Source organism: Paenibacillus sp. J22P59 (genome assembly GCF_059383895.1).
Genome location: NZ_JBXENX010000014.1, coordinates 111,447 through 127,046, shown reverse-complemented (window position 1 = coordinate 127,046; position 15,600 = coordinate 111,447). Strand labels below are relative to the sequence as shown.

Genomic DNA, 15,600 nt, shown 5'->3' with positions numbered 1-15,600 from the left:
TCCGAATCCATGGGTCTATCCAGTATATGACCCCGTTTCAGTGTGAAAAAAGGTATTATGAACAGCTTCAAGTTTCCTAATAAATGTGTCCACTTTCTTGACAGAAATACAACCATTGCTCGACTAATAAGTCTGGCTTCACTAATCCCGGATTATTCCAGAAGCGAAGAAATAAAAGCGTAATCAGCTGCATTAATTAGCGAAAGCACTTCATTCAGGCGTTCAATGTTAGTTATTAGATGTGAGATGTTAAGTCTTAAGTGTTAGCTATCAGATGCTAGGGTGCATGCCCTACCCGGTGTCCCAGAAGAAAAAGATGACTTGTTAATCATCGCCACAGGTACAGAAGGAAGATATTACGCAATTTGGTGAATCGTAGTTCTCTGTTCGAGCATCTATCGAGTGAAAAAGTGGAGATAGTGATCCTAAGCTCATTAGTGGAGAATACCATTGCTCGACTAATAAGCCTAGCTTCACTAATCCCGGATTATGCCCGTTGCGAAGCAATAAAAGCGTAAACAACTGCGCTAATTAGCGAAAGCACTTCATTCAGGCGTTCAATGTTAGTTATTGGATGTGAGATGTTAAGTCTTAGGTGTTAGCTATTAGATGCTAGGGGACATGCCTTCCCCTATCCCAGAAGAAAAAAGATGACTTGTTAATCATCGCCACAGGTACAGAACGAAGAAATTACGCAATTTAGTGAATCGTAATTCTCTGTTTGAGCGCCTATTGAGTGAAAAAGTAGAGCTAGTGACGCTAGGCTCATTAGTGGAGAATACCATTGCTCGACTAATAAGTCTGGCTTCACTAATCCCGGATTGTGCCCTCAACGAAGCAATAAAAGCGTAATCAGCTTCGTTAGTTAGCGAAGACACTTCACTCAGGCGTTCAATGTTAGTTATTGGATGTGAGATGTTAAGTCTTAGGTGTTAGCTATTAGATGCTAGAATACATGCCTTCCCCTATCCCAGAAGAAAAAACAGGTATCTTCCACACGCGCGAACAGCTCGTGCAAAGGACACCTGTTTTCAAAATAATAGCCTCGTCTCCCTACAGCCTATACTTCCTTCCGAGTGAAGTAGAGAAGGCCTCCGGCTGCAAATAAAATCAAGCTCCCCATAATCGTAATGAGTATACTCTCCAAAGGCAGAGTAAAGGCTCCGAAATCCATCGATCCCGTCGGAAGCATTGCAAGCGCCGGTTGAGCCCATGGGTAGTAGGGGCCGTATGTCGCTGAATTAACGATCAGCATGTTCGGGAGCGTCAGCATAACATTAATAGCTAACGGAGCGGCGAAGCTGCTCCATCCAATGGATGCCCATAACTGAAGAGCGGCAAGCGGCAGACAAGCAAGCCAACCGCATAGAACGCTAGGCAGCAGGGTATCCCAAGGAACTCCTCCCTCTATCCCTTGATAGGCCGACACGATTAGCACTCCGCCAAGGAACAGCAGCTGCGTTGCAGCAAGCAGCAGTGCGACAACTATAAACTTCGCCATATATAAGGTGGTCCGAGAAACAGGAAGCGTCAGCAGCTGCTTCCAGCCTCCCCCGCCATGCTCGTATCGGCATACGAATGCCGAGAATATCCCTGTTAAGATGGGCAGGAGCAAGAGGGCATGCAGAGTGGCCATAGTCGATAGTAAAAAAACAAATTTCATATCTGTCGGAACCTCATCCTGAGAGGAAAGAATGCCAATCAGTACAGCAAGCAGAGGACTGATCGGCACTAGCAGCCATATCAACGATTTGCCCAGCTTCAACCGTTCGGAAGCAAGCATTCGGAAGAACGTCAGCATCTTTAGTCCACATCCTTTCTATTAAAGTGAAGGAGGGCGGGAATAAGAAGGATCAGTCCAGCCAGCACGCCCGCGAAAGCAAACCATTCATAATGAGGCCCACTGTAGCTAAGTGAAGGCCAGTTAATTGGCAGCCATTCCGCTATCGGGAACATCGAGAAGACAGCCATCACAACACCTAGTGTTATTGGCAGCGCCTGATTCTTGAAGGTCATGCACAGCCATAGCAGCAGTGCCAATACCGGTAGTGCTGCCAAGAACGGATAAAAACAGAGCCTTGCCATATCCCATATAGGGAAGTCAGTTCCAAACTTCAACATGAGGCCTAGCAGCACCGTACCGAGCATTAGAAGTAGGCAAGAGACCGTAAGCAGAATAACGCTAAGCAAGAACTTTGCTCCGAATACGGCACTTCTTGAGACAGGAAGCGCCAATAGCTGCTTCCATGAGCCCGTGGTATGCTCAACATTGGCGAGCAGCGAGCTGACCAGCGTAATGCCGAGGTAAAGTGCAATCGGGACGAACATGAATATATTGTCCAGCAATGCGCCCCATAGATCATCGGCATATTGCGTCGTCAGATAGTCATAGCGAAGACCAAAGTTAAGCGCCTGCATCGCGATAAGGCCAAGGGGGCCTAGGCAGATAAGGAACCACAGCCCTTTACCGCGGATTTTTAGCAAATCAGACGATAATACTTTGCCTATCATAAGCGCTTACCCTCCCCAACAATTTGGAGAAACAGGTCTTCAAGGGACTTTCTCTTCTCTTCGACACGATAGATGGCATGGTCTCTCTCCACTAATTCCTTCACCAGCATTCCAACATTTCTGTCATTGGTCTGCTGCAATAGAATGGTGGATTCGGCAAGATCAGCATCCATCCCGTATGACTGCAAGACAGCCAATGCTGCTTCTGGTTCAGATACTCGCAAGGCTATCGTTCCTTGTGCCTGCTGCTGCAAGTTGACGATTGTATCTTGGAATACAAGCTCACCCTTACGAATGATGCCGACTGTTCCTGCCATCTGCTCTACTTCACTCAACAAGTGGCTTGATATAAGGACCGTGATGCCATGCAGCTTCGGCATGCTTTTGATAAGCTCACGGATTTCGAGAATGCCGGAAGGATCGAGTCCATTCGTCGGCTCATCCAGAACAAGCAGCTCCGGGTTACCCAGCAGAGCACTTGCAATGCCTAGACGCTGCTTCATCCCTAGGGAATAGCCTTTGACAGAGCGCCTCGCGTCCTTCGTCAGGCCAACAATGTCCAGCACTTCGCTAATCTTCGTTTTCGGAACGTCGATGATCCGGCGGATCGCCTCCAAATTGTCTATTGCCGTCAGATGCCCGTAGTAAGAAGGGTACTCCACAAGTGAGCCAACTTTACGCAGTATTGCGATTCGTTCCTTGCGCAAGGATTTGCCGAAAATATGAACCGTGCCCTTCGAAGGCTTGATTAAACCAAGCAGCATTCGAATCGTTGTTGTTTTCCCTGCACCATTCGGCCCCAGAAATCCATATATATCGCCTTTAGCAATTTTTAAGTTCAGGTTGTTAACGGCATAGCGTCCTTTATATTTTTTGCTAAGTCCTTTCGTTTCAATTATCCAATCCTTCACGATAATCACCTCGGAATTAACAATAACGCACCAAGGTTAAATCGGAAGGCCGGCAAGTTTAAATTTGGTTTAAAAAATAAGGGGCATCCGATTGAGCATAAATAAAGACGCGCGTTCCCGCATCCGAACTGTCCGAATGCCAAGCTAATCCCATTTCATGAATCAGGTAATCGACAATCGCAAGCCCTATGCCAGCTCCCTTGCCAAGGGAGGGAGAAGCCAGCCCTTGACCATGATCCGCAACGACCAGCGCCACCTTCTCCTGCCTCTGCTCGAGCATAATTCCGATATATTGGCCCTGAGCGGCATGCCTCACCACATTTTGGAACAGATTATCAAGAATGCGCCGGAAGGCCTCTTTGTCCACCTGCCAGAGCAAGGTTTGCTCCTGCACATCCACGACGGCTTCGATTCCTTCCTTTTCCCATAAAGGGTACCAAGCAGCTGCGCTCTCCCTCACAAGCCGTAGCACATCCAGCCGTTCCAGCTTAAGCGGATAACGTCCGCTTGCCATCAGGGTGTACGATTGCAAATTCTCGATTAATCCGCCTAAGCCGCTTATTTTTTTCTCCATCTGCTTTAACGATTCTTGTCCGACAGCACTTAACTCCTCTTTGCGCAGAGAATAGATATGGCCATTGATTACGGTAAGCGGTGTACGCAAATCATGCGATAGATTAGAGATTAGCCGTTTGCGCAGCTCCTCCTCCTCTTGCTGCCGCCGCCGACTGTCTCTTAGCTGCTCTACCATCTGATTGAATGCGTCCTCCAGCTGGCCGATCTCATCCTGCTTCTTCTGTGTGATCAACATGGGCAATCCATCATGATCATGCTGGGTCATCGCTACTTGAAGCCGAAGAAGACGTTTGCGAATATGTCTAAAGAATAAGAACGACAGGGCAATGAAGAAGCTGAACAAAATAAATATAAAGAGAATATAAAAAGGCGCCTCCATCCCAATCGGCGAATCCTGCTGCAATAGAGATCTTGGCATCTGCAGAACCATGAAGCCCGGACCCTGATTATTCTCGCCAATAAAAGCAACAACCGTGAAAGGATCGCCATCTATATGCGCTTTCATAAAATGTATAGCATCCGAGGATGTCCACTCCACCGGAAGCTGCTCCTGCACGGATAGCTGCAGCTGTGTCTTGCCGTCAGAATCCACCCAGAACAAAGAAGCCTCCGGATATTTCACCTTGAGCTCTTCAAGCTTCTGGTCCATTTGCTCAGGCGTTCTTCCTCCTAGCCCTGCTGCCTCCAGATGCCACATCTTCTCCAGTTCCATCCCGTTCCCATACTTTAGACCAGCAGATTCTTGCTTGCTTATCACATCGTCCGTTACCAAATAAACGATACTAGCCAGCGGGAAAATGATCGGTATAAACAGAAATGCGAATAAAATAATAAATAAATAACGGGACAGCAAAGACTGATGGAATTTGGTCTTGCCAGCAAGCCATCGCTGCTTCCTCTTCATGCTCTCACCCGGTAACCAATTCCTCGAACCGTCTCGATGACCTCCGGAGCAGCAGGGTCCCGCTCTACCTTTTCACGCAAATAACGAATATGCACCATGAGCGTCTTATCCCCCTCTAGGTAAGACTCTCCCCATACCGCTTCATAGATTTGCTCCTTCGTCATAATCTGTCCCAAGTGACGAAGCAGGTACATGAAAATATGAAATTGCTTCCCCGTCAAAGTGACCTCCTCGCCAGTCTCGCCGTTTACCACCCGATTCTCCTTCTCATAGACAAGGAGATGCTTGATGGCGATCGGTCCTGCGTCCTCGCTTGAGCCGAAGCGGCGAAGCAGCACTTCAATCCGGGCAGTCAGCTCTTCTGGATGGAACGGCTTGGTCAAATAATCATCAGCGAACTGCAAGCCCTGCAGCTTGTCATCAATAGACGTTCTTGCGGACAGCATCATAAGAGGAATGCTGGAATCCGCTTTTTTCAAGCGCTGTCCGATCGTGAAGCCGTCGAGCCCGGGCAGCATCACATCCAGAATGACCAGTCCGCAGCCCTTCGCTTCCTCCACTGCGCGTTCCCCGCTAGTCAGCCATTTGACCGCATAGCCCCGTTCCTGCAAGTGATTGCTCACGAAGCTGCCAATCTCTTCATCATCCTCTATGTATAAAAGCATTACACTCATCGCCTCAGCCCGCCTTTCTCGCTTAACATACTTTCGATCATAGGCGCCGCTATTTCCATTTGTCAAATGGATCTGGTCCCTGTTCCACCGTCCGCGCACAACAGTGCTATAATAAGTATATTTATTAATTAGACTATTCTCTCGGGAGACTCATAATTATGAATTCGACTATTGCACAATGGCATGAACAATTCACGAAGCATACCGCGTTCTTGGCAGGCAGCACCCGCAACCAGCAATATGTAAAGGATGCTCTAGCAGCTATTCATCGCCTGCAACCCTTTATGCCGCCTGTGGACGAGCTCATACACGAGCTTCATGCCCATCTGTTCGTGCTGGAGCAATTGCTGAATCTGACACCCAGCCCTTCCCTTTATGCCGGGTCTTTCACTGGCTACCATACCCATATCGCAATTACCGAGGTGCAGGCAGCTATGGCGGAGCTTTTCTCTCGCAAGCTTACCTTGGCAGACAACCCAGAAGGCTGGCAGCTGCTTGCCCAGACGAGAGCTTATCTGCGCAGCCGAATGCTGTCTACTACGCTCACGAAGCCTTATTTCTCCGTCCCTTATTATGGGCTGTGGCGGAATTGGATTCGCCCTGCGCTGCCTGATTCCAGCTTATATTCCGAGGAACTGCAGCTATTGCAGGCTCCGCAGGATGAGCGAGGCACTGCCTATTCCCGCTATGCAAGGGTGCTCGCTCAGAGCTGGATGAATTTTTATTTGGCGAATGATCAAGATGCTCTCGACGGCCTTGACACAGCGAACCGAACTTTAGAGCTATCGGCCGACGATTTGTTTCATTTCCTAACGGCACTAGCGGAGACGGAGGATTGGCAGCGGCTATTACTATGGTTAGTTAAGACAGCTCCTCTGCTCAATAGTCTGCGATACGAGCAATATTTCGATTATTGGGATATAGTACTGCAGCACCTCCCAGATGCGGAGCCGCATATGTGGACTGCTCTCATTCAAATGCTCCCTAGTGCCAGCTCTGTCTATGAGGAGAAGCTGCTGTTGTATGGGCGCTTGCAGGAATGGACCGATTATCAGCTCAGCACCCGGAAAGAGCCGTTGGATTATCGGGTTGCCGTATTTGCGCCTCTTGAGAAGAACAGCCCTGAGCTGCTGCTGCCCTTCTATCATCAAGCTGTAGAAAGACATGTGCTGATGAAAAACAGAGATAATTATAAAGCGGCAGTGAAGCTTATGAAGCGATTAGCCAAGCTCTATAAAAAAACGAAAAAAGAAGAACGCTGGGAGCAATTCCTAACCGCGTTCCTTGCACGCTACAGCAGGCTTCGCGCTCTGCAGGAAGAGCTTCGGAAAGGAAAGCTGATACCATGAACCCTTATACGAAATCCATCACTGTCCATGTCAGTTTGAGCACGCATGGCGATGCGCTGTTCTATGCCATGACTGACAGGCATCGCCATGTAGCCGGTCTCGACCTGAAGCAGCTGCTCTTCGCTTGGCATGAAGCTTCCTTCTACGGCACGGAGCTTGAGATTCAACAGGTGCAGGATGTAGAGCTTGTCCTTCTGCCCGCTGAGCAGGTGCTTCCCTTCTTCGCGGAATGCAAGCTTCTAATCCATATACAGTGGGAATGGGACGAGCAAGCTCAAGCCGTTCTTCAGCTTGCTCCCTTGATGGCAGCTTGTCTAGAGTCACAGCACTATGTGCCCCGCTTCTCTGTGTTCCGCGCAGGAAGGCTGCAATGGACTTGGGAGCATGCGGAATTAGATACGCAGCTGCAAGCCTTGCTGGAGCAATCCGACATAGATGCCAGCCTGGATGAAGGCCTGCACGCTGCATTCTCGGCTGCTGTGTACCATCAACACTACGGAAGCGAAGCGGCAAATGCCGATCTGCGAAGAGAATACCCGCTGCTGTTCACCAAAGAGCAGACAAGCTTAGCTGGTATGGACGCACAAGCATGGCTGATTGCAATTGGCTGGAAGACCGATCAGGCGCCCTTCCGCCCTCTACTTCAGCTATTGGAGCCAGAAGATAGCGAAGCAGATTGGCAGCTCACGCTGACTTTGCAGGATAAGCGTGATCCGGCGGTTCTTGTACCCGTACGGCTATCTGAGGCTGGGGAAGCATCCGGCTCTTGGCCTCCCGCTTGGTCTTCAGCTGTACACGAGCGCTCGCCCGGCTGGCTGGAACGCCTGCGCAGCTGCCTGCGACCAGAACGAACGAAGGGTCATCCCGAGGATATATTGAATGCTCCGATAGGGAATGAAGAAGCGTGGCAGTTCCTCGCGACGGACAGCCCGCGCCTGTTGGAAGCAGGCTGGCAGGTGCTTCTGCCCGCTTGGTGGGAAGCTGCCAGCCGCAAAAAGCCTCGGCTTCGTGCCAAGGTCAGCTCGGAAGCTGGTTCGGGTGCTGGTGGTGCCAAGGAATCGCTCTTTGGACTTGATTCCCTGATCGATTTCGACTGGCGCATAGCCATTGGCGAGACGGATCTTACCGAAGAAGAATTCACTGAGCTCGTTGCCCGCAAGGAGCGATTGGTGCGATTCCGGGGGCAATGGATCGCGCTCGACCCTGTCTTGCTCGCCCAGATCCGCAAGGCAATGGATGGTGTTGACCGCTCGCAAGGATTGTCCTTTCAAGATGTGCTTCAGCTGCATCTGCTCAGCAGCAATGACGCTGCTAAAGACGGTGCAGTGGAGGAATCTTCTGAGACAAACAAGCGTATCCAGCTTGAGATAGAACTGAACGACCACCTAGCGAGGCTCATTCAGCAGCTTGGGCAACAGGCCGACTGGCCGCCGCTCGCCGTGCCCGCTGGTCTGCAAGCGGAGCTAAGAAGCTATCAGCGAGAAGGCTTTTCCTGGTTGGCATTCTTACGTAGATTCGGGCTTGGCGCTTGTCTAGCTGATGATATGGGTCTTGGCAAAACGATTCAGCTTATCGCTTATTTGCTTCACTTGAAAGAGACGACACGTGAAGAGGGAGCCGCTGCACTCATTATTTGTCCCACATCGGTTCTAGGCAACTGGCAGAAGGAAATTAGCCGATTCGCACCTTCTATCAGGGTCATGCTCCATTATGGAAGCAGACGTCTGGAAGGAGAGGCTTTTCAAGCTGAGGTCCAGCAATACGATATTATTCTCACGACTTATGCGACCGCAACACTCGATCAGGACATGCTCCGAACCATTACCTGGGCAACTATTTGCCTGGATGAGGCGCAAAATATTAAGAATGCACAGACCAAGCAGTCCACTGCCATTCGTACCTTCACAGCCAAGCATCGTATCGCACTGACTGGTACGCCTATTGAGAATCGTTTATCCGAGCTGTGGTCCATTTATGATTTTATTAATCCGGGATTTCTGGGCAGCTCGACGGGCTTCCAGAAGCGATTCGCTGATGCTATCGAAAGGGATCGTGATGAGAAGCGTACAGCTGACCTGCAAAGGCTGGTCAAGCCCTTCATGCTTCGGAGGAAGAAGAAAGACCCTGCTATTCAGCTCGATTTGCCGGACAAGAACGAAATGAAGACCTACATTCATCTCACAGCCGAGCAAGGGGCTCTGTACAACCAGACCGTTAATGGGCTTATGGAACGAATGCAGAAGCTAGAAGGGATCGAGCGTAAAGGTGCTATTCTGGGTGCGATCACCCAAATGAAGCAAATATGCAATCATCCCCTCCTCCTGACCAAAGAGCCCTTGCCTGACTTGGATGCCTCATTGCCAAGCAGAGCTGAGATCGACAGGCTGATTAACGGCTCTGCCAAGCTCGAGCGGCTGCTTGCTATGGTCAAAGAGCTGCGGGATGAAGGGGAACGCTGCCTCATCTTCACGCAGTACATTGGAATGGGACAAATGCTGCAATTGGTACTCCGCCAAGAGCTTCAAGAGCCTGTGCTGTATTTGAATGGCAGCACGTCGAAGGTGCAGCGTGACCGTATGATCGAGCAATTCCAATCGAATACTTTGCCATCTAATGAGCAGCCAAGCGTATTTATTCTGTCGATCAAAGCAGGAGGCGTTGGACTTAACCTTACTGCTGCAAATCATGTGTTCCACTTCGACCGTTGGTGGAATCCGGCAGTAGAGAATCAAGCCACCGACCGTGCCTACCGAATGGGGCAGACCCGCGATGTACAGGTTCATAAGTTCATCTCACTTGGTACGCTGGAGGAGCGGATTGATGAAATGCTCGATAGCAAGCAGCAGCTGAGCGAAGATGTCATATCCAGCTCAGAAGGCTGGATTACAGAGCTATCCACTGAGGCTCTCAAGGAGCTGTTCACATTGCGGCAGGATTGGGCAGAATCCTTGTAATGGATTGGATGCCAGCGTTGCAGATTGTTGATAAGCTGGATGACCCCTGCCTCTTTGGCTGAAGTGTTCCTCTAAGGGCATAGCTGATTAATGATAGGATGTTAGATTAAGCTCGGGCTACAGGAGAGGAATTACTGCAATGAAAATCAGCAAGCACAATGCGGAACATTATATTTGGGGCGATATTTGCGATGGCTGGCATTTAGTAAAGAATCAAGAGTTAAGCATCATTCATGAAAGAATGTCGGCAAATACCTCTGAGGTGAAGCATTATCACCAGCAATCCCGTCAGTTTTTCTTTGTTTTATCGGGTACAGCCACCATTGAGATTGATGGCAAGGAGATTGTCCTGGGCAAGCAAGAAGGGGTAGAAGTAGCGCCTTTGGTGCCTCATCAAATGTTCAACAGGTCGAAGGATGCAATTGAATTTCTTGTCATTTCTCAGCCAATAAGTAAGGGCGATAGAGTCTTAGTCGATTAGCTGGTGGCTGTAAAATGGATCGTTCAAGCATTGAAAGGGCTGGCCCACAAGGCAGGCTCCCAAGCTAGAGAAGGAATGTCATGTACAATTTAATGCGTACATTTACTCTATCTCACGGCTCAGACAGCTAAAAAGGAGCAACAATGAAGTTATGTTCATTAGTGGAGCAGGTCGGTTTCCGACTACTGAATATAGCTGACGCTATCTCCGATATGCCCCCAGATAAAGCTTAATTTTACGAAAAATGCTTCATAAAATAGAGTAGGCTCTTCATATGCGCCAACTGTAGCGTAAGGTTAGAGCTCCTAGTGGTTTAGGTGGCTTAGGAGCTTTTAGCCCTTCTATCTATATAGAGACACCTATGAAGGAAAGGGGCTGTTCCAAAAATCATCTTCATGACTTTTGGAACAGCCCCTTTCTCATGATTAAGTAGCAATGAGCAGCTCAATGCCCATATCATTCAGATAGTTAACCCATTCCTGCGTACAGCCGCGGTCTGTAATGATCATGGAGACATCGTCGAGCTTGCCGACCTTCGCGAAGGTCGATACCCCGAATTTGGAATGGTCCGTTAGAACGATGACTTCTTCTGCCTGTTTAATCATTTTTCTGGACATATAGGTTTCAGTCAAATCACGATCTGTCATTCCATCAGTCATCGAAATTCCGCTTACCGAGATAAAGGCTTTGTTCACTTTGAATTGATCTAGAATCGCTTCTGTCATGCTGCCCGCCGATGATTGCTTATTCACATCCACTTCTCCGCCGGCAAAAATAAACTTTCCTTTGAACCCTTCCATCGCGACCATCAGAGCGGAGACCGAATGAGTAATCACCGTAATTCCCTGCCTATCCATCAAATGCCGCATCACTTCAACGGTTGTCGTACCTTGATCCAGCATGACCGTCTCCCCATCCTTCACGAGCGAGGCTGCCAGCTTGCCGATCATTGATTTCTCATCTTTCTTAATATCGACGCGCTTCAGATAAGGCGGCTCTGTTGCATCTGATCTCACCTTCACCGCCCCGCCATATACCTTCCTTAGCTTGCCTTCCTTCTCCAGACGATCCAGGTCTCTGCGAACCGTTTCTGTTGATACATTCAAATGCTCCGATAGAACAAACACTTGAACCTTTCCCTCCAGCTCCAAGCGCTGCAGTATGGTTTTTCTTCGTTCTTCGTAAGTCAATGACATCTGGTAGACACCCCTACTCGCTCAGATCCTCGTAATCCTTATAGGTATAAGCTTATTAAATCAGCGTCTCCATTGTCAATCCAAGCCATGTGTTGAACTAAAAGGAGCAGACTATAATCCTCCCCACATCCCCAGCGATATTACACCGGTCGTAATAACAGCCGCGAATAGCAGTCGACGAGGCCCATGCGCCTCCTTCAACAAGAAAACGCCTAGCAAAGTGCCAAATACGGTGCTCATTTCGCGGATAGGAGCAAGGTGCGACAGGGGCCCAAGCTTAACCGCAAACAGGAAGAGCAAATAAGAGCCTGGAGACAGGATCGTGCCGATTATAATCTTTTTCCAATTCAGCCTAAGCTCTTCTTTTACCTTGCCTGAGGCGAGTGCAATCGGTGTCAGCACCAGCATCATCCCGATATTGCCTACCATAATGAGCGAAAAGGGAGATATCGCTTGCACCAGCACTTTATCATTCAGCGTATAGCCTGTAATACATAATCCGACGCCTAGAGCTGGCCACATCGTATACAAAAATGGGCGGATGCCCGTTCCAGCCAAGCTGGTCGTATTAATTGCGAACAGCCCCGTTACAATAACGATGATGCCGATCCAGCCCATCCAGGATACATACTCCCCGTAGACCCATACGCTAATAATAGGGACAAGCAGCGCCGCCAATCCACGCATAACGGGATAGGACTGAGACATATCCGCACGCTGGTAGGCGACTGGAAGAAGATAAGCATAGCCCATCTGGAATAATATCGTTATGCCCATGAGGGCATAGCTTCTAGCAGGTATGCCGCTGACGATATCTTGTATCAAGAAAGGGAGAAACACAATCGTGCCACAAAGCGTGATAAGCCAGAGAAAAACATTCTTATTGCTGCTCGTCTTCGTGAACAAGTTCCATACGGCATGAGCCATACCCGAACACAGAACTAACCCAATAGCAGTCGCCATAACCATAACCCCATTTTCTCTACTGACAAAAAGGCTACCTACCGGTTCATAAGGCTTCCTGCTTCGCAGTCTGTTAACGACTGTTCCCTTATTCATGTGGTTTTCCGTTTTATCATGTGTATTTATCTACTAGAACCTCATCATATGTCACAATTATTGAGGAGTCAACATAAAAAAACATGATAACACAATATAAATTATAAAGTCACAATAATCAACACAAAAAAAGCACCTATAAGGGTGCTTTTGCTTTTTAAGTAGAAAAAGAGCTTGTTTATTCACAGGCATAGACAAGCCGGATGAATCATATGGATGTAAGACTAAGCTTGGAAGGGTGAGCGCGTAAGTATGGAACGTATAGAAAATCTATTGTCACCGCAAAATTTGCTCCTATTCGGGATGGCGATTTTATGGATCATCACTTATATTTTGATTATTTATAGAGGCTTCCGGGATCGGACCTGCGGCATGCCTCTCGCCTCCATATGTGCCAATATAACTTGGGAATTTATATTTTCCTTCATTATGCCCTTTAATGCGTTCCAATTCATTATCACGGTCATTTGGTTCGCCTTAGATTGCATCATTCTACTTCAGTATCTCTATTACTCCAAGCGAAAGCATGCCTCGTGGAATAGCCGGCTGCTCATCCTTCCACTGCTTGGCATCGCCTTCCTGCTGAACTACGGCATCTCCATCGAGTTCCATGATTATGAAGGCAAATATGCAGCATTCGGCATCAATCTATTAATTTCGATGCTCTTCATTAGAATGTTGATGGTCAAGGATATGCAGGGACAGTCACTTGCTATCGGATATGCCAAAATGATTGGAACACTATGCGCCTCTATATTAGCTTACACGCAGAATCCGCATTCCTTCCTGCTCATCACAATGGCTCTACTGATTCTTATTCTAGACGTAGCCTATATTCTGATGATCCACAACAAGTCCGTAAAGACGGTTTCTCATTCTAAGATAAGTAGATCCTTATAAACGACTGTATGAGCATTATTCAATAATTTAGCTTCTACTCACTTCCGTCGTAGATTTCCAAACCACGTTCCCTTTTTTATCAATATAGCCGGCTCTCGTCTTTTTGCCATCGGGGTTAATGAACGTAACTTCTGCCATACCTCCCTCAAAGGAGTTAGCATAGTCAAATTGGGCGGGGATGACCATATCACCTTGTTTATTAATAAATCCGTACTTGGAGTCTTCCCCCATCTCTACTGCAACAGGCGCCAATCCTTCTGAAAAGGAACCCGCATCGTCATAAATAGCTGGAATCACATATTCACCTTTCTTATCAATGAAGCCCCACTCCCCATAATGTGTAGCAACAGCGGCAAGACCCTGAGAAAATTCAAGAGCCTGCCCAAACTGAAGGCCAATAACGGCATTTCCTTTAATATCTATATAGCCCTTATCATCTGCTTTACCAACCACGGCAAAACCCTCTGAGAAAGCTTGTCCCACTTCGTAGTCGGTAGATATAACCATTTCGCCTTTCCTATTGATATAGCCAATGTAGCCCTCTTCATCCGAAGAGAGCAGCAGCCCCTCGCTGTATACATTGACAGAGGGAGACGCACTCCATTCAGAAGTAGCTTCTTTTATAATCTTGCCCTGGCTGTCCATTAAACCTTTCTTGCCTCCAAACATCGTATTGTGGCCTTCTTCATCAAGTATGGTGAACTCAGCTAGGCCTTCATAAAATGCTCCAATGTAAATGTAGTTGTCTTGAACCTTGATGTTGCCATCTTTATCAATCAGATAGCTCTCAAATTTCCTATCCTCCATATTGGTATACATCACCGAAGTCCATTTTTCGTTAAAATCATTGACCATGATATAACGGGGTTCTATCACTATATCCCCTTTTTCATCTATGAAGCCCCAATTACATTCATCATCATTAGGAATATTTACGCACACACCAGCACGTCCATTAACGAAATCGTAAGCATTCTCATAGGTTGGCTCGATAACAATGTTCCCATCTCTATCTATGTAACCGAACTTCCCATCCTCCTCAATCAAGAACCTGTTTATCTTCTGTTTCTTCCCTTCCTTATCTTCTAACAGACTACAAGAACTAAGAATTACAACCATCGCAAAAATAAATACCGCGCTTCTAAACCTATTACCAATCATCATACTATTCCTACTTTCGACAGATCGTTTTATAGTACTAGAATAACATAATAATTAGGTAATTTAACCCATACAAATATTAATATTCCATATTAAAAAAAGCTATGACATGAACAAATGTTCACTTCATAGCTTTTCGATTTCCTACTTATGCTTAACGGTAACCTTATTTCAAGCTCCGATTCAAGAAAGCCTTGGTCCGGTCGAATTGCGGATTAGTGAAGAGCTGCTCTGGAGAGCCAGCTTCAATTACTTCGCCATGATCAATGAACATCACCTGATTAGCCACTTCTCTAGCGAAGCCCATCTCGTGCGTTACCACAATCATCGTCATATGCTCCTCGGCAAGATCCTTCATAACCTGCAGAACCTCGCCTGTTAATTCAGGGTCAAGCGCAGAGGTGGGCTCATCGAATAATAAAATATCCGGATTCATCATCAGTGCCCGCGCAATCGCTACCCGTTGCTTCTGGCCGCCTGACAGCTTCCCAGGATATTCAGACGCTCGATTAGTTAAGCCTACTTTTTGCAGGAGCGCTTCACTTCTTTTGGAAGTCTCCGCCGGAGATTCTCCCTTGACCATTCTTGGAGCAAGCTCCAAATTTTCTTTCACCGTCAAATGAGGAAATAGATTAAAATGCTGGAACACCATGCCCATTCTGGCGGTAATCCGCTTGATCTCCTGTGGACGTGAATAGACCCCGTCCTTGACCAAATACTCCCCCGCTACGGCGATGCTCCCGCTATTAATCTCCTCCAGATGGACAAGGCTGCGAAGCATCGTGCTTTTCCCCGAGCCTGAAGGCCCGATTACCGCTATTACATCATGCTTATTCACTTGAAAGGACATATTCTTCAAAACTTCCAAAGTACCATAGGATTTGCTCAGTTGAGAAACTTCAATAATCGCCACATTCGCCATTC

13 protein-coding genes are annotated in these 15,600 nt (G+C 47.8%); 4 read left to right on the top strand and 9 right to left on the bottom strand.

The genetic code is table 11. The annotated features are described in order from the left end of the window. Positions 1-1,060: 1,060 nt before the first annotated feature. The 5 genes from AC50YO_RS21490 to AC50YO_RS21470 are packed head-to-tail and all read right to left on the bottom strand — an operon-like array spanning position 1,061 to position 5,576. The gene (locus tag AC50YO_RS21490; protein ID WP_494850231.1) at positions 1,061-1,801 is read right to left on the bottom strand and encodes an ABC transporter permease; all 741 of its coding nucleotides are present in this window, start codon (positions 1,799-1,801) and stop codon (positions 1,061-1,063) included. Positions 1,802-1,803: 2 nt separating this feature from the next. Beyond that, positions 1,804-2,511 carry an ABC transporter permease gene (locus AC50YO_RS21485; protein WP_494850230.1) on the bottom strand — a complete coding sequence of 236 codons (708 nt, stop codon included), beginning with the start codon at positions 2,509-2,511 and terminating at the stop codon, positions 1,804-1,806. After that, positions 2,508-3,422: an ABC transporter ATP-binding protein gene (locus tag AC50YO_RS21480; RefSeq protein ID WP_494850229.1), complete on the bottom strand. Its 915-nt coding sequence runs from the start codon at positions 3,420-3,422 to the stop codon at positions 2,508-2,510. The genes AC50YO_RS21485 and AC50YO_RS21480 overlap by 4 nt, the downstream gene beginning before the upstream one ends. A 58-nt stretch (positions 3,423-3,480) precedes the next feature. Continuing rightward, entirely contained in the window at positions 3,481-4,902 is a 1,422-nt protein-coding gene (locus tag AC50YO_RS21475; RefSeq protein ID WP_494850228.1) for a sensor histidine kinase, read from the bottom strand. Beyond that, a complete protein-coding gene (locus AC50YO_RS21470) occupies positions 4,899-5,576 on the bottom strand; it encodes a response regulator transcription factor (RefSeq protein ID WP_494850227.1) in 678 nt (225 codons plus the stop codon). Before AC50YO_RS21470 ends, AC50YO_RS21475 begins: the two co-directional genes overlap by 4 nt. Positions 5,577-5,734: 158 nt before the next feature. Here AC50YO_RS21470 and AC50YO_RS21465 point away from each other — a divergent pair, with 158 nt between their 5' ends. From AC50YO_RS21465 to AC50YO_RS21455, 3 genes are all read left to right on the top strand, one after another. Continuing rightward, entirely contained in the window at positions 5,735-6,925 is a 1,191-nt protein-coding gene (locus AC50YO_RS21465; RefSeq protein ID WP_494850226.1) for an SWIM zinc finger family protein, read from the top strand. After that, positions 6,922-9,879 carry a DEAD/DEAH box helicase gene (locus tag AC50YO_RS21460; RefSeq protein ID WP_494850225.1) on the top strand — a complete coding sequence of 986 codons (2,958 nt, stop codon included), beginning with the start codon at positions 6,922-6,924 and terminating at the stop codon, positions 9,877-9,879. The genes AC50YO_RS21465 and AC50YO_RS21460 overlap by 4 nt, the downstream gene beginning before the upstream one ends. A 139-nt stretch (positions 9,880-10,018) precedes the next feature. Further along, on the top strand, positions 10,019-10,360 hold the full coding sequence (locus AC50YO_RS21455; protein ID WP_494850224.1) for a cupin domain-containing protein: 342 nt from the start codon (positions 10,019-10,021) through the stop codon (positions 10,358-10,360). 425 nt (positions 10,361-10,785) lie between these two features. On the opposite strand, the gene AC50YO_RS21450 is transcribed toward AC50YO_RS21455, so the two are convergent. Further along, positions 10,786-11,556 carry a DeoR/GlpR family DNA-binding transcription regulator gene (locus AC50YO_RS21450; protein WP_494850223.1) on the bottom strand — a complete coding sequence of 257 codons (771 nt, stop codon included), beginning with the start codon at positions 11,554-11,556 and terminating at the stop codon, positions 10,786-10,788. 111 nt (positions 11,557-11,667) lie between these two features. Then, positions 11,668-12,615 carry a DMT family transporter gene (locus tag AC50YO_RS21445; RefSeq protein WP_494850222.1) on the bottom strand — a complete coding sequence of 316 codons (948 nt, stop codon included), beginning with the start codon at positions 12,613-12,615 and terminating at the stop codon, positions 11,668-11,670. A 252-nt stretch (positions 12,616-12,867) separates the two neighbouring features. Here AC50YO_RS21445 and AC50YO_RS21440 point away from each other — a divergent pair, with 252 nt between their 5' ends. Continuing rightward, entirely contained in the window at positions 12,868-13,515 is a 648-nt protein-coding gene (locus AC50YO_RS21440) for a transmembrane-type terpene cyclase (protein ID WP_494850221.1), read from the top strand. A 27-nt stretch (positions 13,516-13,542) separates the two neighbouring features. Here AC50YO_RS21440 and AC50YO_RS21435 read toward each other — a convergent pair whose 3' ends face one another. Together AC50YO_RS21435 and AC50YO_RS21430 are read right to left on the bottom strand one after the other, a co-directional pair. Continuing rightward, entirely contained in the window at positions 13,543-14,679 is a 1,137-nt protein-coding gene (locus AC50YO_RS21435; protein WP_494850220.1) for a WG repeat-containing protein, read from the bottom strand. A 163-nt stretch (positions 14,680-14,842) separates the two neighbouring features. Next, the gene (locus AC50YO_RS21430; RefSeq protein WP_494850234.1) at positions 14,843-15,589 is read right to left on the bottom strand and encodes an amino acid ABC transporter ATP-binding protein; all 747 of its coding nucleotides are present in this window, start codon (positions 15,587-15,589) and stop codon (positions 14,843-14,845) included. Positions 15,590-15,600 lie beyond the last annotated feature (11 nt).